This is a genomic window from Melittangium boletus DSM 14713, assembly GCF_002305855.1.
Classification (GTDB): domain Bacteria; phylum Myxococcota; class Myxococcia; order Myxococcales; family Myxococcaceae; genus Cystobacter; species Cystobacter boletus.
This window is the reverse complement of record NZ_CP022163.1, coordinates 2,567,998-2,585,631: the sequence shown is the minus strand read 5'-3', so window position 1 is coordinate 2,585,631 and position 17,634 is coordinate 2,567,998. Positions and strand designations below refer to the sequence as shown.

Annotated in this window: 17 protein-coding genes; 7 read left to right on the top strand and 10 right to left on the bottom strand. The window is 64.6% G+C overall.

All coding sequences use genetic code 11. The features are described 5' to 3' along the window. Positions 1 to 8: 8 nt before the first annotated feature. Both MEBOL_RS10710 and MEBOL_RS10705 read right to left on the bottom strand, forming a co-directional pair. Entirely contained in the window at positions 9 to 1,406 is a 1,398-nt protein-coding gene (locus MEBOL_RS10710) for a cytochrome P450 (RefSeq protein ID WP_245919635.1), read from the bottom strand. A 32-nt stretch (positions 1,407 to 1,438) separates the two neighbouring features. Further along, positions 1,439 to 2,143, bottom strand: coding sequence for a Coq4 family protein (locus MEBOL_RS10705; RefSeq protein WP_095977331.1), 705 nt, complete (start codon positions 2,141 to 2,143; stop codon positions 1,439 to 1,441). 109 nt (positions 2,144 to 2,252) lie between these two features. Here MEBOL_RS10705 and MEBOL_RS10700 point away from each other — a divergent pair, with 109 nt between their 5' ends. Both MEBOL_RS10700 and MEBOL_RS10695 read left to right on the top strand, forming a co-directional pair. Next, entirely contained in the window at positions 2,253 to 2,975 is a 723-nt protein-coding gene (locus tag MEBOL_RS10700; protein ID WP_095977330.1) for a TetR/AcrR family transcriptional regulator, read from the top strand. Between the two features lie 85 nt (positions 2,976 to 3,060). Next, positions 3,061 to 3,840 (top strand): crotonase/enoyl-CoA hydratase family protein, encoded by a 780-nt coding sequence (locus tag MEBOL_RS10695; RefSeq protein ID WP_095977329.1) that lies wholly within the window; start codon positions 3,061 to 3,063, stop codon positions 3,838 to 3,840. 85 nt (positions 3,841 to 3,925) lie between these two features. Here MEBOL_RS10695 and MEBOL_RS10690 read toward each other — a convergent pair whose 3' ends face one another. Together MEBOL_RS10690 and trhA are read right to left on the bottom strand one after the other, a co-directional pair. Continuing rightward, positions 3,926 to 5,269, bottom strand: a complete 1,344-nt coding sequence (locus MEBOL_RS10690; RefSeq protein WP_157774869.1) for a hypothetical protein — start codon at positions 5,267 to 5,269, stop codon at positions 3,926 to 3,928. Positions 5,270 to 5,333: 64 nt separating this feature from the next. Continuing rightward, entirely contained in the window at positions 5,334 to 6,008 is a 675-nt protein-coding gene (gene trhA / locus MEBOL_RS10685) for a PAQR family membrane homeostasis protein TrhA (RefSeq protein WP_095977327.1), read from the bottom strand. Between the two features lie 206 nt (positions 6,009 to 6,214). Between trhA and MEBOL_RS10680 the strand changes: the two genes are divergently transcribed. The 3 genes from MEBOL_RS10680 (at position 6,215) to MEBOL_RS10670 (ending at position 9,166) form a co-directional block, all read left to right on the top strand. Beyond that, positions 6,215 to 7,402, top strand: a complete 1,188-nt coding sequence (locus MEBOL_RS10680) for an alpha/beta fold hydrolase (RefSeq protein WP_095977326.1) — start codon at positions 6,215 to 6,217, stop codon at positions 7,400 to 7,402. 179 nt (positions 7,403 to 7,581) lie between these two features. Continuing rightward, positions 7,582 to 8,385, top strand: a complete 804-nt coding sequence (locus tag MEBOL_RS10675; RefSeq protein ID WP_095977325.1) for a GNAT family N-acyltransferase — start codon at positions 7,582 to 7,584, stop codon at positions 8,383 to 8,385. A gap of 82 nt (positions 8,386 to 8,467) precedes the next feature. Next, complete coding sequence (locus MEBOL_RS10670; protein ID WP_095977324.1) at positions 8,468 to 9,166, top strand: iron-containing redox enzyme family protein; 699 nt, start codon at positions 8,468 to 8,470, stop codon at positions 9,164 to 9,166. Between the two features lie 114 nt (positions 9,167 to 9,280). Here MEBOL_RS10670 and MEBOL_RS10665 read toward each other — a convergent pair whose 3' ends face one another. The 5 genes from MEBOL_RS10665 to MEBOL_RS10645 all read right to left on the bottom strand — a co-directional run bounded on the left by MEBOL_RS10665 (position 9,281) and on the right by MEBOL_RS10645 (position 13,377). Continuing rightward, positions 9,281 to 10,366 carry a helix-turn-helix domain-containing protein gene (locus MEBOL_RS10665; protein ID WP_095977323.1) on the bottom strand — a complete coding sequence of 362 codons (1,086 nt, stop codon included), beginning with the start codon at positions 10,364 to 10,366 and terminating at the stop codon, positions 9,281 to 9,283. A gap of 127 nt (positions 10,367 to 10,493) precedes the next feature. Beyond that, on the bottom strand, positions 10,494 to 11,453 hold the full coding sequence (locus MEBOL_RS10660) for an alpha/beta hydrolase (protein ID WP_095977322.1): 960 nt from the start codon (positions 11,451 to 11,453) through the stop codon (positions 10,494 to 10,496). 75 nt (positions 11,454 to 11,528) lie between these two features. Next, on the bottom strand, positions 11,529 to 11,864 hold the full coding sequence (locus MEBOL_RS10655) for a DUF4180 domain-containing protein (protein ID WP_095977321.1): 336 nt from the start codon (positions 11,862 to 11,864) through the stop codon (positions 11,529 to 11,531). Between the two features lie 67 nt (positions 11,865 to 11,931). Beyond that, positions 11,932 to 12,351 (bottom strand): VOC family protein, encoded by a 420-nt coding sequence (locus tag MEBOL_RS10650; RefSeq protein WP_095977320.1) that lies wholly within the window; start codon positions 12,349 to 12,351, stop codon positions 11,932 to 11,934. A gap of 75 nt (positions 12,352 to 12,426) precedes the next feature. After that, positions 12,427 to 13,377 (bottom strand): sigma-70 family RNA polymerase sigma factor, encoded by a 951-nt coding sequence (locus tag MEBOL_RS10645; RefSeq protein WP_095977319.1) that lies wholly within the window; start codon positions 13,375 to 13,377, stop codon positions 12,427 to 12,429. A gap of 124 nt (positions 13,378 to 13,501) precedes the next feature. On the opposite strand from MEBOL_RS10645, the gene MEBOL_RS10640 reads away from it, so the two are divergent. After that, positions 13,502 to 14,419, top strand: coding sequence for a hypothetical protein (locus MEBOL_RS10640; protein ID WP_095977318.1), 918 nt, complete (start codon positions 13,502 to 13,504; stop codon positions 14,417 to 14,419). A 101-nt stretch (positions 14,420 to 14,520) separates the two neighbouring features. After that, positions 14,521 to 14,688, top strand: a complete 168-nt coding sequence (locus MEBOL_RS41035) for a hypothetical protein (RefSeq protein WP_157774868.1) — start codon at positions 14,521 to 14,523, stop codon at positions 14,686 to 14,688. A 151-nt stretch (positions 14,689 to 14,839) separates the two neighbouring features. Here MEBOL_RS41035 and MEBOL_RS10635 read toward each other — a convergent pair whose 3' ends face one another. After that, a complete protein-coding gene (locus MEBOL_RS10635) occupies positions 14,840 to 17,626 on the bottom strand; it encodes a CHAT domain-containing protein (RefSeq protein WP_170115479.1) in 2,787 nt (928 codons plus the stop codon). Between the last annotated feature and the right edge of the window lie 8 nt (positions 17,627 to 17,634).

The following is a 17,634-nucleotide window of genomic DNA, read 5'->3' as shown; positions in this document are numbered from 1 at the left end:
CCTGGGCACTAGAGCGTCTTGGTGCCCGTCCGCGCCTCGATCAGCATCGGCAAGCCGTTGCGCGATCCGAGGGTGCCCAACAGGTCGAATTGTGGCACGTGGCCGGGCTTCATGCGCAGCTTGAAGTGGCGTGCGAGCATGGCCGCCATCACGTGGGTCTCGAGCAGTGAGAAGTTATTGCCCAGGCAGATGCGCGGTCCGATGGCGAAGGGGTGGTAGGCGTGCGCATGGCGCTCGGCCTCGCGCTCGGGCAACCAGCGGTCGGGATCGAAGCGCTCCGGCTCGTCCCAGAACGCGGGGTGCCGGTGGGTGGCGTAGGCGAAGACAATCGTCCTCGTCCCGGCTGGGATGCGAACCCCATCGAGATCGTCATCGGCGACGGCGTCACGGGCGTACATCGGCGCGGCTGGATAGAGCCGGAGGACTTCCTTCACGACCTGAAGGGTGTACGGGAGCTTCTTCAAGTCGTTGATCGTCGGAGGCGCGTCGCCCAGCACCGAGTCCAACTCGGCGTGTAGCCGCCGCTCCACCTCCGGATTCTGGGACAGCGCGTACCACAAGAACGAGAGCGTCCGCGCCGTGGTCTCATGCCCGGCGGCGAACAGGGTGATGCCGTTGTCGACGAGGAGCTGCTCCGCCATGACGGTCCCCGTCTCCTCGTCCCGGGTCGTCATCAGCTTCGTCAGCAGGTCATCCGGCCACTGCTCGGTGGGGATGGCCCGGCGCCGCGCGATGAGTTCGTGGATGTAGGCCGTCACGAGCTTCTGGGCCCGGTGGAACCGCAGGTTCCCGGGGGTGGGCACCCACAGGGGTACCTGGACCGGGCGCATCTGCATGTTCGAGATGTGGGAGATCATCGTCTCGATCGAATGCTTGATGCGCTGCAGGGTCTCGCCCGTGTCGGTGCTGAAGACCGAGTGGAGGATGACGGCGGCGGTGACCTGCATCATCTCGTCGAGCATCTCGACAGGGCGGCCGGAGCCCTGGTGCTGGGACCGCCAGTGCTCGATGAGCTGCTGCGTGTCGGAGAGGAAGATGGGGTAGAACTTCTCCACGCCGCGAGGGGTGAAGAAGGGCGCCATGAGCTTGCGCTGCCGGCGCCAGTCCACCCCGGTGGCGGTGACGATGCCATTGCCGAGCAGCAGCTCGCGGAGGGAGTCGTAGCTCTCGGCCTTGTCGTAGCTCTCGCGTTGCGTGACGTTGATGTGGCGCACGTGGTCCGGGTGGGTCACCAGGAGGAACGATCGCGAGCCCATCCGGATGCGGACCAGGTCCCCGTGCTGGCGCCAGACCTTCATCATCCAGCCGAGGTATCCCTCTCGCCGGATTCCCTTGATCAACTCGAGGGAGGAAGGGGCGTATTCGTGGAGGGGGCGGGGCGCATCGAGGGTGAGTGCCGTATTCATGGTCATGGGGTCCTGGGGTTGTGCGGCGGCGCTCAGGCCGGGGCCAAGGGAAGAATCCGGAGCCGCTGGCGCACCTCTTCGACCCGCGCCTCCCAGAAGCGCTCGTACCGGATGCGAATCAGCCTCTCGGACTGCCGGCCCCGCCGGTACGCCGCGCGCAGCTTTCGCGCGTACTTCCAGAAAGGAGGCAGGCCATGCGGCTGAAGCACCGCGGCGAACAGGAGGATGAGGACACTCGTGCGGAGTCCCAGGTTGCCGGCCACGAAGGCTTGGAGCTCCATTTCGCCGACCGCGTCCGTGGCGTAGCCGGTCACCACGTGGTGAAGGTCGTGCGTCTCCCGGTACCACTTGACGAGGTAGTCCACGTCGTTGCGGACCTCGTACGGGCTCTCGAACGGGTGGATGCCGTTGTCCGAGAAGTAGCGGGCGAACGCGTTGCCGAGCGTTCCTTCCGGGAGCCGGCCGAGCGCCGCGAGGTCGATGCTGCTGCCCTGGAGGCTGGGGCGTGCGGTGAGCAGCTCCCGGCCGTCCTCGCTCTTCGCCAGCTCCGTGCAGAGCCGCTGGAAGATGTCGCCGTCGAGGCTCGCGTTGAACAACGGCGCCGCGATGCTGTCATCCGGGCGCTTCTCGAGGACCTTCAGTGCCCGGACCGCCACACGCAGACGTGTGAACAGGGACGCGCCTTCGGGCAGGAAGAGGCCATCTTCGATGCGGGAGGTGGGGGAGCTGAAGTTCATGTCGGTTCTCCGTCTGGCAGTTTATGCCACGGACTGGCAGAAACCGCCACCCGCGACGGCGCTCCCCTGGCTGTGACAGTTCCCGCCACGACTTGTTAGGCTCCGCGCCATGCCCCAGCGAGTGCGACTCCAACTCCAACCACGGGAACGACGACCTGCCGCGGGTGCGGACCGGGAGTCTCCGCCCCTCACGCTCGCGCCGCGCGAGGGGCGCGACTGGGCGATGCTCGAGGCCTCGCGCGCCGTCATCGGCCTGTTCATGCGGGAGCGCACGAGCGACTTCACCGTCAAGGAGCTCGCGGCCCACGCGGGCCTCTCCGAGCGGACCTTCTACCGGTACTTCCCCCGGAAGGAGGATGCCATCCGCCCCGCCGTCGACGCGGCGCTCGCGCGCATCGTCTCCGACATGCGTGCCGCACCCCGCGACCAGCCCCTGGGCGAGGCGCTGGTGGAGGCGCTCCGCCGAGGCCTCGCGGAGGGCCACTCCATGAACTGGGAGAACCTGCTCCCCGTGCTGAACGAGACGGAGGTTCTGCGCGCGGTGTGGCTCCAGATTCTCACCGACGCGGAAGTGGCTCTCGCGCACGTCGTCGCCGCGCGGCTGGGTCTCTCTCCGGACTCACCGCGGGCGCGCCTGGCCGGTGCCGTCCTGGCCACCTCGGGACGCCTCGCGATAGAGCAGCCGTTCTCCATGGGGCGGAAGCGAGACCCGGGCGAGGTACTCGCCGAGTACCTCGAGTTGCTGGGCCCGGGTTTGTTCGAGGAGGCCACGGGTGGGCGCGGGCCCGTGAAACGCTCCCCGCCCCGGCGCTCCCGCCAGGGACGCGTTTAGCGGAGAACCCGCCGTGGCCTGGTTGGCGGTTTCGCTTTTGACATTCACCTAACGGTCGTTTGTCATCGCCGCACTGGGGGTTCCCATGTCCACGCTCGTCACTGAAGAGACTGTCGGCTTCGTTCGAAGGATCGGCCTCAACCGCCCCGAGAAGCGCAACGCGATGAACGTCGCGCTGCTCGAGCAGCTTTCGTCGGCGTTCGCGCGCGCCGAAAGCGACGAGGCGGTCCGAGTCATGCTGTTGTTCGCGCACGGGCCGATGTTCACGGCGGGTCTGGATCTCATGGATGTCCTTCCGCGCCTCGGCGAAGCGGACACGCTGTTCCGCGCGGAGGGAATCGACCCGTGGGGCACCCACGGGCCGATGCGCACGAAGCCCCTCGTCGTCGCGGTCCACGGCAAGTGCCTCACGCTCGGCATCGAGTTGATGCTCGCTGGCGACGTCACGATCGCCTCGGATGACGCCACGTTCGAGCAGATCGAGATCGACCGCGGGATCTTCCCGTTCGGTGGTGGTACGGCACGCTGGGTTCAGACGGCGGGCTGGGGAAACGCGATGCAGTACCTCCTGACGGGTGATGCGCTGGACGCACACGAAGCGCACCGTCTGGGCCTCGTTCAGCGGGTCGTGTCGCGTGAGGTGCTCATGGACACCGCCATGGCGCTTGCCGCGCGCATCGCGTCGAAGGCTCCCCTCGCCATCAAGGCGACGCTCGACAGCGCACGAACCGCCGTGCTCGAAGGAGAGCGCGCCGCCGCGGCGAAGCTGTTCCCCGCGATCATGCGGCTCGCCACGACGGAGGACGCCCAGGAGGCGCTCACGGCGTTCATGGAACGACGCCCGGCGACCTTCCACGGTCGTTGAAACGGTCTTGGGTGGATTGACTCCGGTGTGATGTCGCCGGGACGTCCTCCCATTTGCGGTCCCTCTCGCGACCCCACGGCTTCGTTCAGCGCTGGGCCTGGAGCGTCTGGATGCTCCGGTCACCGCCTCGCGACGCGGGGGTCAATGCCTCCACCTGGAGCACGCGGCGCGCCTTCTCGCTCTCGATCCACAAGCTGATCTTCCGCGGCTCCTTGTCCTCGGTGTGCTCGATCAGCTCGACCTTGTAGCTCGCGACGTCTGACTTGAAGTTCGCGAGCCCCGCGACCGGACCGGCGAAGGGCACGGAGAGCCGCCAGGTGGACAGAGGCTTCCCGTTGGCCAGTCCCTCCACATCCAGCACCTGGACGTTTCCGGTAAAGCCTCGCGCCAGGGGCAGCGTGGAGAGCGCGAGCTCCAGCGGTGCCCCCGGAAACAGGAGCGAAGTGTCGCCCACGGGCGCGTCGAACTTCGCCGCGTGGGCGCCCGTGCGCTCGCCGCGCAGCGTGCCCTCGATGACCTCCAGTTTCATCGAGGCGCCGGGAGACTTGCCCGTCCACCGGTAGGGCAGCAGGGTCTTCGCGTCGATCCAATAGCGGTTCTCGAACTTTCCCGCCGGGGTGCGGCCCGTCTCGGTGATGACGAGCGCGTCGCGCTTCAGGTCGCGCTTGCGCTGGGTGGTGCGTTGCGTCGTGCCCACGGAGAAGTTCGAGGGCATCCCCTCGCCGGGAAGTTTCTCCTGGAGGCGCTGGTACCGGAGGACTCCCGGCTTGAGCAGAGACGCCTGGAACTGCGCGGTGAGGGAGGGCAGGGCCGCGGGGACCGCCTGGACACTCGGGGACGCCTGGACGGCGGGGACTCGCTGGGGCTCTGGCTCCGGTTGCGCCAGGGCCTGGGGCGTGGCGGGCGGGTTCTCCACGCGAAAGGCACTCAGGAAGTGATCGGTCGTGTCCTCGTCGGGCAGCGTGTCGCCACCCACCTCGATGTCGACGAGCTGCGTGCCGATGAGTACCAATCGTCCCACCGACAGATATTCCGAGCCGTCATTGGACTCGAAGCGGTAATCGAGCGCGGGAAACCCGCCCACCTGGGTGGCCTCCTGGTGGTCGATCCGGAATTGGCCTTCCTCCGCGTTCGCGGCCAGGTGCTTCCGGAGGAACTCGGCGGGTGAGCCCGAGACCTCGGCGGTCGAGTACGACGTTTGGAGGATCCATCCCTCGGTGGCATCCTCATAGAGGCAGTTCGGCAGCTCCGCCTTCGGGTCGCACGTTGGCTCCCCGGGGAACTCGATGCTGAACATCCCGCCCACCGGAGTGATCCGGCGGGGCCCGGCCCCGGTGGTGGGCTCGGAGGCCAGGGCCATACCGCCCAGGAGCGACAAGCTCAACGACACACAGGCGGAGGAGGCGACCCGTCGTGAAAGGAAGAACATGGGAGTGCTATATCATGGCGCTCCAGTGCCTATCAGAGTTCCCCGGGAAGCGGACCCGTGGGCCTCAACCTCCCCGCAGCACGTCGAGGATGATGGCGTAGTGCACGGAGGCCGCGGCGACGACCATGAGGTGGAAGATCTCGTGGTAGCCGAAGAGGGAGGGAAGGGGATTCGGCCACTTGCGTGCGTAGATGACGGCTCCCACGGCGTACAGCGCGCCCCCGAATGTGAGCCATCCGGTCCGTGCCAAGCCGATGATGCCGGGCAGCCGCAGCATCACGGGGACGGACACCAGTCCCAGCACGACATAGAGCAGCGAGCGCAGCCCTCGCGGCCCCGAGTGGCCCATCAGCGCGAGCCCGGCTCCGGTGAGTGCCGCGGTCCACATGACCCAGAGCAGCTGGGAACCCCAACCTCCCGCCGAGTCCAGGGCGGCGATGGGCGTGAAGGAGCCCGCGATGACGACATAGATGGCCGCGTGATCGCAGCGCTGCAGGCGCTGGTAGGTGGCGTGGCTCCAGTTGGGGCAGTGATAGATCGCGCTGACGCCGAACATCAGGACGAGCGTGACGCCAAACACGATGCCGGCCAGATGCCGCATGCCCTGAGCGGGTGCCATGGCGAGGAAGGCGCATCCGGCGAGCGCCGCCACGAACGCGATCGCGTGTGACACACCGCGCAACCGTGGCTTCACTTCCCCGTCGAACAGAAGGATCTCGATGCGCTCTCGCAGGGCCATGCCCCGCTCTTACTCCGGGCAGGTCATGGGTGTGTCAGCCCGAGGCCTCCAGGTGTCCAGGCGCGGACTTCGGGCGTCCGGAGCTGGGGAGCACTCGGACGGACGACCTGCCAGCAGCCGTCCCCCTGGGCATCACACCTTCGCCGAGCCCTCTCCATCACTGAGTCCCAGGGATTCAGCCCCACCTCTGGGCGGGGAGCCGCCAGATGCAGCCATTTCGCCGGGAGATTCCTCTCTACACGCTGGAGGGTGTCCCAGACGCGGACATCACCACGCATCCGTTTTCCACCCGTGACAAGCTGGGCCTGAGCATGCTGCGCTTCCACCGCGCCGCCAGTGACGACGTGGTGCTCCTCATCCATGGGCTCACCACGTCCTCGGACATGTTCATCATGCCCGAGCACTACAACCTGGTGCGCTATCTGCTGGACCACGGGTTCGGCGACGTGTGGACGCTGGACTTTCGGATGAGCAACCGCCATCCGTACAACCTCCAGCGCCACCGCTTCACGATGGATGACATCGCTGCCTTTGACTACCCGGCGGCCCTGAAGAGGCTGCGCGCCGTGGTGGGCTTCGGCAAGCGCGTCCACGTCATCTGCCACTGCCTGGGGGCGGTGTCCTTCATGATGAGCCTGTTCGGCAAGGCGGTGACGGGCATCGCCAGTGTCATCGCCAACAGCGTGGCGCTCACTCCGCGTGTTCCGGGCTGGTCCAAGGTGAAGCTGGCGCTGTCGCCCTTCCTCTTGGAGCAGCTCGGAGGCATGGCCTACCTCAACGCCGCGGCCGCCGAGGAGGGAGGACTGTCGCGCAACAAGATGCTGGTGAAGCTGAGCGGCCTCTTCCATCGCGAGTGCGAGGTGCCGGCGTGCCACATGCTGAGTCTCATGTGGGGCACGGGCTTTCCGGCGCTCTACCACCACGAGAACCTGCACCCGGTCACCCACGAGCGAGGCGGCGACCTCTACGGCGCCACGGGCTTCCACTACTACCGCCATGTGCGGAAGATGGTGAGGGCGGGGGGCGCGGTGAAGTACGACCCGGACAGGCCCGCCGTCCGGCACCTTCCGGACGACTACTTCCAGCACGCGAGGGACATCCAGACGCCCGTGCTGTTCGTCACGGGCCAGGACAATCACGTCTTCACCCACTCCAACATCGTCTGCCACGAGCGGCTGGAGTCCATCACTCCCGGGCGGCACTCCCTGCGCGTCTTGCCAGGCTATGGGCACCAGGACGTCTTCATGGGCAAGCACTGCGACCGCGATGTGTTCCCACACTTCGTGTCCTGGCTCGAGCGGCACCGCGGCACGCGGCCCCAGCCCCCCCACGTCCCCGCCAGGCCCCACACCGAACACGCCGCCATGCGGGCCTTGGTGGCGGAACCCCCGTAGTTGGCAAAGGGGTGCGCCGCAATCAGCCCAGGGGCTTCATCGGCAAGGCCATTTCAGCGCTCTCCCCACGGGCAGGCCCACGACAAAAAAGCAGAAGCCCCGGCGAACTCCGCCCCTCGGCGACGAAGGAAAGGAAGAAGACACGGCGCGGGGCCATGTCGCTTCAAGCGAGGGGAAGCATGACCACTCTGTCTTACCGAGTTGCCACCACCCAGCGGCAACTCGACGACGCGGTGCGCATCCGATGGGATGTCTTTGGCCGGGAACTGGGGATGCTCGACGGAGCCCTCGTGAAGGTGCCTCGGGAGGTGAACAGCTTCGACACCCTGGAAACCACCGTGCACATCATCGTCTATGCGGACGACGAGCCGGTGGCGACCTCCCGGCTGCTGTTGCCCAACCCCGAGGTGGCGCGCCTCACCGGCGGACGGCTGGGCATTGATCTGGAGCGGAAGGTGGAGCTGTCGGACGTGGGCGGAGCGGGCCAGGTGTTCGCCGAGATCACTCGGTTCTGCGTTCTCAATGCCTGGCGCCGCGGTGAAACGCTCCTGTGGTTGCAAGCCGGGGTCTACCAGGAGAGCCGCCGCCTGGGCGTGACGCACTGGCTCGCATCCGCCAACATGGAGACGGACTCCGCCGAGGACGCGCGCATCCTCTTCCTGGTGGCGGCCCACCGAGGTTTGCTGAGCACCCAGTGGCGTGCGCGCGCTCTCTCCAGCCCCAGGCCGCCGGAGTCTCCGAGCACGCCTGTCTATACTCCCGACGAGCGGGAACGTGCCCACCGGGGACAACTCGAAGGATTGCGGCTGTCTCCGGTGCTGTCACTCTTCTCTCGCAAGGTGGGCGCGCGCTTCATCGCCGAGCCGCTTTACGACGCGGGCTTCCGCCGCTTCTCGCTGCCGCTTGTCGTCGCGCTGAATGAGATTCCGGCCAGCACCCTGGCCTTGTTCGACGCCGTGACTGTCCAGGCCTCGCACGCCTGAGACGAGTCACCCGTCCCCATCCCATCACGTCCACTTCACACCCCCCACGGTCCTCCTCTTGAGGCCTGAACAGGAGATGTCCATGCACACCCAGAACGGAAACCATTCCCCCATGAGTTGGATCACCGCCTTGGAGCACGAAGCGCGCTCGCTGCTGCGGGAGTTGGACGCGAACCCCGCGGCCCGGCGGCTCTTCGAGGGGAGTGTCGACACGGAGCATTACGCCAACTACCTGGTGCAGACGTACCACTACGCGCGGTGGAGCACGCCGCTGTTGGCCGAGGCGGGGCAGCGCATGAAGAATCAGGGCCGGCATGTGCAACTGGGAGAGTTGCTGCTGCGCAAAGCCGACGAGGAGCATGGGCATGAGCGTTGGCTGCTGGCGGACCTGAAGAACCTGGGCTGGCCGGCCGGACGGGTCGAGCGCACGGTGCCCAACCCCGCTGTCACCGCCTACATCGCCTGGAACCGCTTCACCTCGCGCTGTGGCAGACCCGAGGCCTTCCTCGGCACCGCCTACGTCCTGGAGTACCTGTCCGTGCACCGTGCCAGCCGGGCCGTGGAGCGGATGCTCGCGACTGGCATCATTCCCAACATCCGCAAGGCCGTCACCTTCCTGCGCTCGCATGGGAGCGCGGACATCGGGCATGTGGCGGAACTGGCGTCGGTGTTGAGTCCACTGGAGGATCGGGAGGAGCAATCCGCGCTGCTGCTGTCCGCGCGCACCACGCGTGTTCTCTACCTGGGCCTGTTCGCGGAGACGGCGGCGTCTACCCATTAAGGGGTACAGACATCACCGCCCAGCCCCGGCATTCTCTCTTCCAGGTGGGAACTGCCGGGGGGAGTGCCGGAGCGGTCCTGGTGAGGGAGTGGGCCGCTTCGGCGCTGGAGTTGTTCAGGGACTCAGGGCCCGGGTCATGAAGTCGATCCGGTCATCCGCGCCGACCCGCTTGTAGATGGCCTGCAGGTGTTTCTTGACCGTTTGAGCCGAGAATGTCTTCCTGTTTCCCTTGAGCAGTCTGGCCAGCTCTTCATCCGTGCACCGCTCGCGCAACAGACACAAGGCCACCTCGACCTGCCGCCTGGTCAGGCGGCGTCGCCATTCATGAGGCAGGAGTATGAATTCCTCCACTCGAATTTCCCAGAACTGGCCGCGTTCCATGCGAGGCATTCGATGGAAGGTCACCTTCAGGTCGGCATCCAGACCCTGGGCGCGCCAGGTGTGTCTGCCCGGGTCGGAGCGCCCATCCACCCGAACCAGCTCGGTCAACCGTTCCACCCACTCGTGTGGGATCCCCGAAGCGTTGAGTGCGGAACAGGGGAACCAACGCTCCAGCAGGGGGGTGACGGGCTCCGTTCGCAAGATCTCCTTCCCGTGCTCCGTCAGGACCAGACACGCGGACGCCTGGTTGGAGAGCGCCTCCAGGAGTTGGTGACGAGCGCTCAGCGAGGTGTAACGCATGACGTTCTGGAAGGCGCTCTTGATGGGATGTGTGAGCATCTGCAAGAAGCGCGTCTGATCCTCCGAAAAGGGCTTCGGGGTGTCTTTGTACAGCGCGACCGCCCCCTGGCCCTCCTGGCTCTCGGGTGCGATCAAGACAGCCAGGACGTGGCGCAGCCGCAGATCCGCCTCACGGCTGCGTCGGAACGTCTCGGTGTCCTCTGCCTTTTGTCCCTCGAGCATTTCCGTGTCGCTCAACGCCGTGTTGGGTTGTCGCGAGAGCTGGCGGAAGACGAAGTCATCCTGGTACCACTGGTAGTAGTCCTGGAGGAAGTGCCCCGTGGTTCGAGCCTTCCAATGGAAACCCGTGGGCATCTCCGGACTCATGAGGCAAAGCGCCACATGGTCGGCACCAAAGAGCTTCACCATCCCCGTCTCCGTGGACTCATGTAGCTGCGAGAAGGTCCAGGAGTCGATGAGTGCGTGCATCAACTCGAAGGCGAGCCATTCCTGCTCGTTGAAGGTTGGCATGCGGTTCATCGCGAAGGCCCTCCAGGGTCCGAGGCGAGGACGCCCCAGATCGTTTCCCTGGAATGATAACTCGCTCGATTTCGCCTCAGAACCCCAGGGCGCCCTGCGGCCACTACCCCCAAAGGGGTATTGTCATTTAGGAATCCCGCGTGGTGAACAGGGCTCGGCGGAGCGCGGCCGCGTAGACCCCACGGAAGTCGCGTGCGACTCCGGCGTCGCGGGTGATGACGTCGAAGCCGTGAAAGGCGCCGGGCACCACGGAGACGTCGCATGGCACGCCCGCGGCTTTCAGGCGCCCGGCGTATGTCAGATCCTCGTCATGGAAGAGGTCGCAGGTGCCCACGCCCAACCAGGCCGGAGGAAGTCCCGACAGGTCCTCGCGCCGCCCGGGCACGGCATGCGCCGGCACCTGTGCGCTCCCCGGCTCGTGTCCCAGGTAGGACCTCCAACCGAACACGTTGCTGCCCTGATTCCAGCAGCGGTGGCTCGTGCCGTCGATGTCCGTGCGCGTCGTCGTGCGGTCGTCCAGCATGGGGTAGACGAGCAGCTGGAATGTGGGCCGGACCTCCTTCCGGTCATGCGCCAGTTGTGCCAGCGCGGCCGTGAGCCCCCCGCCAGCACTCGCCCCTCCGATGGCGATGCGCTCGGGGACGACGCCGAGCGTCCCCGCCTGGGTGAAGAGCCATCGCAGCGCCGCGTAGCAGTCCTCCAGCGGTGCCGGGAAGGGGTGCTCGGGAGCCAACCGGTAGTCCACGGAGACAACGAGGATGCCCAACTCACGTGCGAAGTCGATGCAGAGAAAATCGTCCATCTCCGGCTGGCCGAGGATGTACCCGCCACCGTGAATCCACAGCAGCGCCGGTGTCGGTCCCTGGATGGTCCGGGAGCGATAGGTCCGCACGCGCACCGGTGGCGCCCCCGCGGGCCCGGGCACCCGTGTGTCCTCCACGGCCACGTCCTCGGGGACGCGGGGCTTCGGTTGGAAGCGGGCGAGAAAGCGCATCACGGCGAGCACTTGCCGGGTCACCGTGATGTTCGGGATGAGGCGCGCGGCGCGTCTCAGGTCAGGGTGAAACGGATTCACGGCTTGATTCATGTCGCTGCTCCTGTCCGGAGATTCACCGAGTGTAGAACTCATCGAAGGGGAGGCCGTCCCCCTCGGATGAATGCGTCAACCTCGGAGCCAGGTTTCGGCTTCCGCCCGGGAATGAACGAATCGCACCAGGGGGTGCGATCGATGTTCGTAGGCGAGTTCCTTGAAGCGCTCGCCGTGGGTTTCCGGGTGGGGCACGACGAGCGCCACGCGCAGCCGGTAGTTCACGAACTTCTGAAGGAACTCACCCGCCAACCCACTGCGAAGGTTGAAGAACTCCGGAGCGAGGTCCTCCTCGGTGAAGAGGATTCCCTCCGCCCCGAAGCATGCACCGATGGCGTCGGTCACGTCCCGGACGGTTCGGATGGAGATGCCTGCTTCGGATGCAACGAGGACTCCGCGCTCTTCACTCATGGTTTCTCCTCTCGGCTACGGGCCTGGAACAAGGACCGAGCCGGAGGAGTCTGCCTGACACTTCTGGCTACTGCTTCGCGATCGTCGCCGGGTCCATCCAGCTCACTTCCCAGTGGTGCCCGTCGAGGTCGTAGAAGCTCCAGCCGTACATGAAGCCGTGGTCCTGAGGCTTGGCCGCGTGCTTTCCGCCCGCCGCGATCGCGCGGTTGACCAGGTCGTCGACCTCGGCCCGGCTGCCGGCCGAGAGCGCGAAGAGACCCTCGGTGTGGGTGCGCGTGTCGCAGATCTGATTCTGGGTGAACCCCTTGAAGAATTCCTCGACGAGGAGCATCACGAACGCCTGCTCGTTGATGATCATGCAGGTCGCCTTCTCGTCGGTGAACTGCGGGTTGAACGTGAAGCCGAGCTTCGTGAAGAACTCGACCGACCGCTTCAGGTCGCGGACGGGCAGGTTGACGAAGATCATGCGGGACGGGGTCGTGGCCATATGTGCCTCCTGGGGTGTTTGGACGAATGGACGCCGTTGGACGGGAGAACTCATCGGTCCCCCCTCAAAAAATCGTCAGGGCGCGAGTCGCGCCGGAAGGCCGAAGCGCGGGAAGAGCGCCTCGGTGTCGAGGAAGAAGTTCATCGCGGAAATCCGCTCTCCCGAGAATTCGAGCACGATCAGCGCCCACGGCAGGTGGCCACCCCCCGGCCCTCCGGGCCGGTATTGCCCGAACGCGGGTGAGCCGCAGGCCGCGGTCGGCACCAACCGGGAGCCGCGGCAGCCCGAGCCCCGCCCCAGCAGCCAGGCGCTGATCGGCTCATGCCCGCGCAGCCATAGGGAGTGGGGCGGCATCGAGAGGGTCGCGTCCTGGTGGAGCAGCCGGGTGAGTGCGTCCACGTCATAGTGCTCGAAGGCCTCGACATACCGGTCGAGCAGCGTGGATTGCGTGTCGGACAGCGGCGCGCGGGCCTGGGTGAGGTCATGGGTGGCGAGCGTCGCCCGGGCCCGCTGGAGGGCGCTGTTGACCGCGGCGACCGAGGTGTCGAGGCTGTCGGCGACCTCGGCGGCGGACCAGCCCAGGACCTCGGTCAGCAGCAGCGTCGCGCGCTGCCGGGGGGGAAGGTGCTGGAGCGCGGCCACGAACGCGAGCCGGATGCTCTGACGCAGCATCACGAGCTCGGACGGATCGGCATCCGAGGGCAGGGCGCGCGCGTCCGGAATGGGCTCGATCCAATGAGAGCCGGGCAGGGTGGCGAGCGAGTCGTCGATGGAGCCGACGGGACCCGTCTCCATGGGGCGCATGCGGCGCGAGTGCTCGCTCAGCGCGTCCAGACACACCCGGGTGGCGATGCGGTAGAGCCAGGTGCGCAGGGAGGAGCGCTCCTCGAACCGGTCCAGGTTGCGCCACGCCCGCACCATCGTCTCCTGGACGGCGTCGTCGGCCTCGGCGACCGAGCCCAGCATGCGGTAGCAGTGCCCCGTCAGCGCGGCGCGGTGATCCTCGAGGTGGTGGGCGGTGGCCATCGCACCGCTACCTATCAGCTTCCCGTGTCGCCTTGTGCTCCCGATGGGGAGCTGCCCCCCGCGGCCCTCGCGTTGGACCGCCGTGGTAGAGAAAGCGCCCCCGCGATCAGGAGCCGTCACCGCGATGAGTTCGATCAAGATTGATGTAGGCCCCGCTACGACCGGAGCCAGGACCCTGAGCATCCAGCGGATGCAGGAGCGGGAGATCGGCCTGAACTTCGTCGAGCAGTTCAAGGACACCTGGCATGAGCGTGCGAGCACCTTCATGCTCAAGGGCGGGACCGCCTCGGAGACCTTGACGGCTGGCGCGCTGAGCTATCGCGTCATCCGGCACGTGTCGGTTCCGGCTGGGGATTATCAGCGGCTCAAGGGCATCCTCGCCACGGCGATGAGCTGCCTCGACCAGTGCCCGTCGCTTGGGCTGCGCGACTATCCGGTCGAGATCCTCGTCGACACCGCCAGGGGAAGCGCGGGCTACGTCATCCAGGACAAGCTGCTGGGGCAGCGCAAGGTCTCGGTCTTCCTGGGCATCGACATCTGGGGCACACAGCCCACGAACACCGGCATCATCGCCAACTATCTCTACAGGTACCTTCGTTGCAGCGAGGCGGAGAAGGTTCGGTTGAGGACGCTGACGGCCGTGTTCCACGAGTTTGGCCACGTCTTTCACCAATTGCTCGCCCCCTCGCACTACTTCGCGCTGGCTGTCTTGCCCATCGTGAGTGGCAAGGGAGAGAAGGAGTTGCGGGAGCCCAGGATCCGCCCGATGTGGCGTCTCTTCGATATGTGCCCGTCCGCGGCGTACCTGAGGGATTTTCACCGAGGGCTCCAGCGCTACTTGAGCGCTCACGTCTCGAGTTACGCCTCGGACCGGCCACTGGAGACCGTGGCGGAAATATTCTCGGGCTTGATGATGGGCATCCGCTTCACCCCGGACGTGCTCACGGTGTACAGGGCCTTCGGAGGCCATGTCCCCGAGGACGAGATGCGCTACGAAACCACGGACGTGGCGACCGCGGAGGCCCTGCGCCAGGGCAGGTGACCCAAGGCCTCGTTGGAATTTGCCAAACGCCGCCTTGAGCGCCGCGTTCGCCTGGGCGATGGCGGCGCGGGTGGCGGGGGACTCCGCGAAAGGATCAGCGGGTGGTCAACATCACGCTGACGCCCGAGGGACACGCGTTGCGCGAGCGCGCGGCCAAGGTGCCCCAGGCCATGGCCGAGGCGATTGGCCGGAGCGAGGAGGCGCGGACCTCGCTCCAGCGGGAGATCATCCGGCTGCGGGACCTGCTCAACGCGACGGCGCTCGATTGAGGTGATGGGGGCGACATTCGTTCAGGATCGTCGGTGGTGGAATCGCACCTCGAGCACATTGACCATCCCTGTACTCCGCTTTGAGTGACCAAGCAGGAATACGTCAGGGTACATGGCATTGATCGGACGCTGATATTTCCCGCGCGTCTTCTTAATGCTCCTCGCGAGGTGTTGGATTCTGGTCAGGTGGGAGCAGTCCTTGAAGGGGCGTGTCCTGACCAATAGCGATGAAGGGTGCCCAGAAGCGAGGATGTGGTTGAGTCTGGCGCAGCGTCCGCATTGCCGAGTGTAGGGCCGCGACGCGCGCCTGACCTTCTAGAAGATTACGGTAGTAAAGTTCCATGAGTTGATGCGTCTTCTCGTCGTTGACCTTCCACAAGCTTGTTACCACCGTCTGCGCACCTGCTACCACCAGCGCGCGTCGCAGTCCGTAGACGCCTTGTCCGAGCTTGACATCACCCTGTCCGGTGTCGCACGCCGACAACACCACCAACTGCGTTCCCCATAGATTCAGGCTGGCCAGTTCCATGGCTGTCACCCAAGAATCGTCAGCATGGACGGTTTCGGGATGTGTTGCTGGCTTGGAGTCGCCCGCCAATATCAGCCCCGATCGTAATTGCGGATCGGCCGCAGGCTTCGAGGGAAACCCTTCGCCACCAAGTTCGAAGTTGACCGCCGCGCGTGTGGTGGCTGCTTCTCCGGCATACTTCCTGGAGAAACCATGGGTCGCGATGTGCAACACCCCTGGTGTCGTCAAATTCAATAGCGCTTTTTTGGTGGCCGCGCGACCTAGCAATAATCGTGCGTGTGGTAGCAAGTCTTGGATAGCCTTGGCTTCTTCTCGTGCGCCCGGGAGTGGCGGCCAGAGCGTGCTGATCTTGGGGTCGGCGAGGACGACGACCGATTGAGCAGGGGTGGCTCTCTCCGTTCTTGGCAGCATGTCCTTGCCCGAGGTGAGATAAGTGATGTTGAAGCGATCGACCAGGAACTGATGGCCATCATGGAGTGCGGCGAAGGGAAGCAGCGCTAGTTGACCATCAGTCGAGAGGAATAGCTGTTTTTTCTTTTCAAGCTGTTCATCAAGTGGGCGGAAAACGAGCTCATAGAGCGTTCGAGCAGCGGCGAGATAGGTGCTGTCTTCGCGCTCCATTGTGTCGTGCAGATCTTGGACTGCTTGATCGATGGGGGGGGCTGGCCCTAGATCGATCGCTAAGGTGTGGTCAATAGCAAAGACTATTAGCGCGAGGTATCGCAGGTCAGCGGTGCGTCGCCAAGGTGGAACACCTGGGTTGTGAATGAGCGGACCGTCGGCGTACACGACGAACTCGATAAGCACTCCATTCTGGGGGATTCTCATGGCCACTTGCTCCATGAGTTTCGACGGGGATGGGTGATTGAGCCTCGCGCGGAATGGCGCCGAATTTCTGACGAGTCTCTCTTCCAATTCGTCGGCGGATTGAATAAGTCGCTGGGTTGTTTCGTTGTCGGATTCTGCTGGTTTCTTGAATACTTTCAATTCATTTGTGCGTGAGTGGAATTCGTAGAACTTGTGACGTGTTGCCTGGTTTTTTATTTTTGTGAGTTGCGCCTCCAGTTCTTGGATCTGTGCGGCGTTTTCCAAAAGCCTTGAAACATCATGCAACTCTGCTTTGGATGAGGCCTCTCCTGATTCGGGCAAATAGTGACGAGCCATTGAGCGCAGATGGATTAATCGGGAACGGATGTTATGGTCCTCGTTTTTGTCGAAGGCGGAGGGGAGAATGAATGTAGACTCCTCATTGGATTCAATATACGGACTTGTGCTTGAATGTGATGCTTCGGCGATCTGGACGCGCAGGGCGCGTAAAAGGGAGATTTTGGTCTGCTCTTCTTTTTGGTTGTGATAGTTGTGATATAGGGTGCGAAAGGTGTCTGCGAACTCTCCTGCGACGCGGCCCTTTCGATGGAGGAGCGTGGTTAGTGCTAAGTGGCGAAGGCGAGTGTTGCCTGGGTGTGTTTTTGTGAGTCTGTAAATTGTCTCGTCGTCGATGCGGAGAAATGATAGGGCGTTCGCTAGTCTTGTTTCGGAGAGGCCAAAAATCTCCTGGCGCAAGTGCTCTTCTTGAAGAGTGAACGCACGCTCGAAAAGGGGGAGCGCTTCGTCCAGGCGATTTTGTGAGGCGTGAAGCTTGGCGAGGTCGTTGAGCGCTTGGGCAACAGCAGGGTGATTCGAGCCGAGTGTTCGCTCCTGAGTTTCAAGGGCTCGTTTGTAGAGAGGTTCGGCCCGTTCGAGTTGGCCATAGCGCATGTGGAGTTTTGCAAGACCTGCCAGTGAAGCAGCGACATGCTGATGGTTCCCGGCAGGGTTTTTTTCGAGGATCAATCGCGCTTGTTCGTAGTGTGCTTGGGCCTGAACGTAATCTTGTTGTGTCTCTTTGAGGTTTGCGAGGTTGTTGAGTACCTTGGCGACTTGGGGATGATCTGGGCCGAAAGTCTCTTTGCGAAGCTTGAGTGCACGTTTGTAGAGTAATTCAGCTCTTGTGTGTTTTCCCTGGTTTGCGTACAGGTTTGCGAGTGTGATGAGAGGGTTCGAGACAGCTTGGTGTGACTTGCCCAGAGCGCTTTCTTGGATCGCGAGTGCTTCCAGAAGGAGACGCTCGGCGCTTATGTAGTCCCCCTGTCGCCGATAGATACTGCCCATCAACTCCTTGGCTCGTCCGACTTCTAGGTGGTTTTTTCCGAGGAGTTCTTGAAGTGTGAATGTTGCGTGTGTGATGAGTGGAATTGCTTGTGCATATTGCCCTGCCTCTTTGAGTCGTAGTCCCTTGTCAAAAGCCTGTTGTGCTTCTCGTAGTGCTTGGTTGGCCAGCAGTTGCTCGTTCGTGGTGGTGGCACATGCCAGCCAACCCAGCGTACATAGGACAGTGAGAGCTATGGAGGTGTTGTATGGCCGGTTCATGTGTGTTT

Excerpts from the sequence above, each read along its gene's own strand:
- MEBOL_RS10710 (WP_245919635.1), bottom strand. The coding sequence starts at position 1,406 with ATGAATACGGCACTCACCCTCGATGCGCCCCGCCCCCTCCACGAATAC.
- MEBOL_RS10705 (WP_095977331.1), bottom strand. The coding sequence starts at position 2,143 with ATGAACTTCAGCTCCCCCACCTCCCGCATCGAAGATGGCCTCTTCCTG.
- MEBOL_RS10700 (WP_095977330.1), top strand. The coding sequence starts at position 2,253 with ATGCCCCAGCGAGTGCGACTCCAACTCCAACCACGGGAACGACGACCT.
- MEBOL_RS10695 (WP_095977329.1), top strand. The coding sequence starts at position 3,061 with ATGTCCACGCTCGTCACTGAAGAGACTGTCGGCTTCGTTCGAAGGATC.
- MEBOL_RS10690 (WP_157774869.1), bottom strand. The coding sequence starts at position 5,269 with ATGTTCTTCCTTTCACGACGGGTCGCCTCCTCCGCCTGTGTGTCGTTG.
- trhA (WP_095977327.1), bottom strand. The coding sequence starts at position 6,008 with ATGGCCCTGCGAGAGCGCATCGAGATCCTTCTGTTCGACGGGGAAGTG.
- MEBOL_RS10680 (WP_095977326.1), top strand. The coding sequence starts at position 6,215 with ATGCAGCCATTTCGCCGGGAGATTCCTCTCTACACGCTGGAGGGTGTC.
- MEBOL_RS10675 (WP_095977325.1), top strand. The coding sequence starts at position 7,582 with ATGACCACTCTGTCTTACCGAGTTGCCACCACCCAGCGGCAACTCGAC.
- MEBOL_RS10670 (WP_095977324.1), top strand. The coding sequence starts at position 8,468 with ATGCACACCCAGAACGGAAACCATTCCCCCATGAGTTGGATCACCGCC.
- MEBOL_RS10665 (WP_095977323.1), bottom strand. The coding sequence starts at position 10,366 with ATGAACCGCATGCCAACCTTCAACGAGCAGGAATGGCTCGCCTTCGAG.
- MEBOL_RS10660 (WP_095977322.1), bottom strand. The coding sequence starts at position 11,453 with ATGAATCAAGCCGTGAATCCGTTTCACCCTGACCTGAGACGCGCCGCG.
- MEBOL_RS10655 (WP_095977321.1), bottom strand. The coding sequence starts at position 11,864 with ATGAGTGAAGAGCGCGGAGTCCTCGTTGCATCCGAAGCAGGCATCTCC.
- MEBOL_RS10650 (WP_095977320.1), bottom strand. The coding sequence starts at position 12,351 with ATGGCCACGACCCCGTCCCGCATGATCTTCGTCAACCTGCCCGTCCGC.
- MEBOL_RS10645 (WP_095977319.1), bottom strand. The coding sequence starts at position 13,377 with ATGGCCACCGCCCACCACCTCGAGGATCACCGCGCCGCGCTGACGGGG.
- MEBOL_RS10640 (WP_095977318.1), top strand. The coding sequence starts at position 13,502 with ATGAGTTCGATCAAGATTGATGTAGGCCCCGCTACGACCGGAGCCAGG.
- MEBOL_RS10635 (WP_170115479.1), bottom strand. The coding sequence starts at position 17,626 with ATGAACCGGCCATACAACACCTCCATAGCTCTCACTGTCCTATGTACG.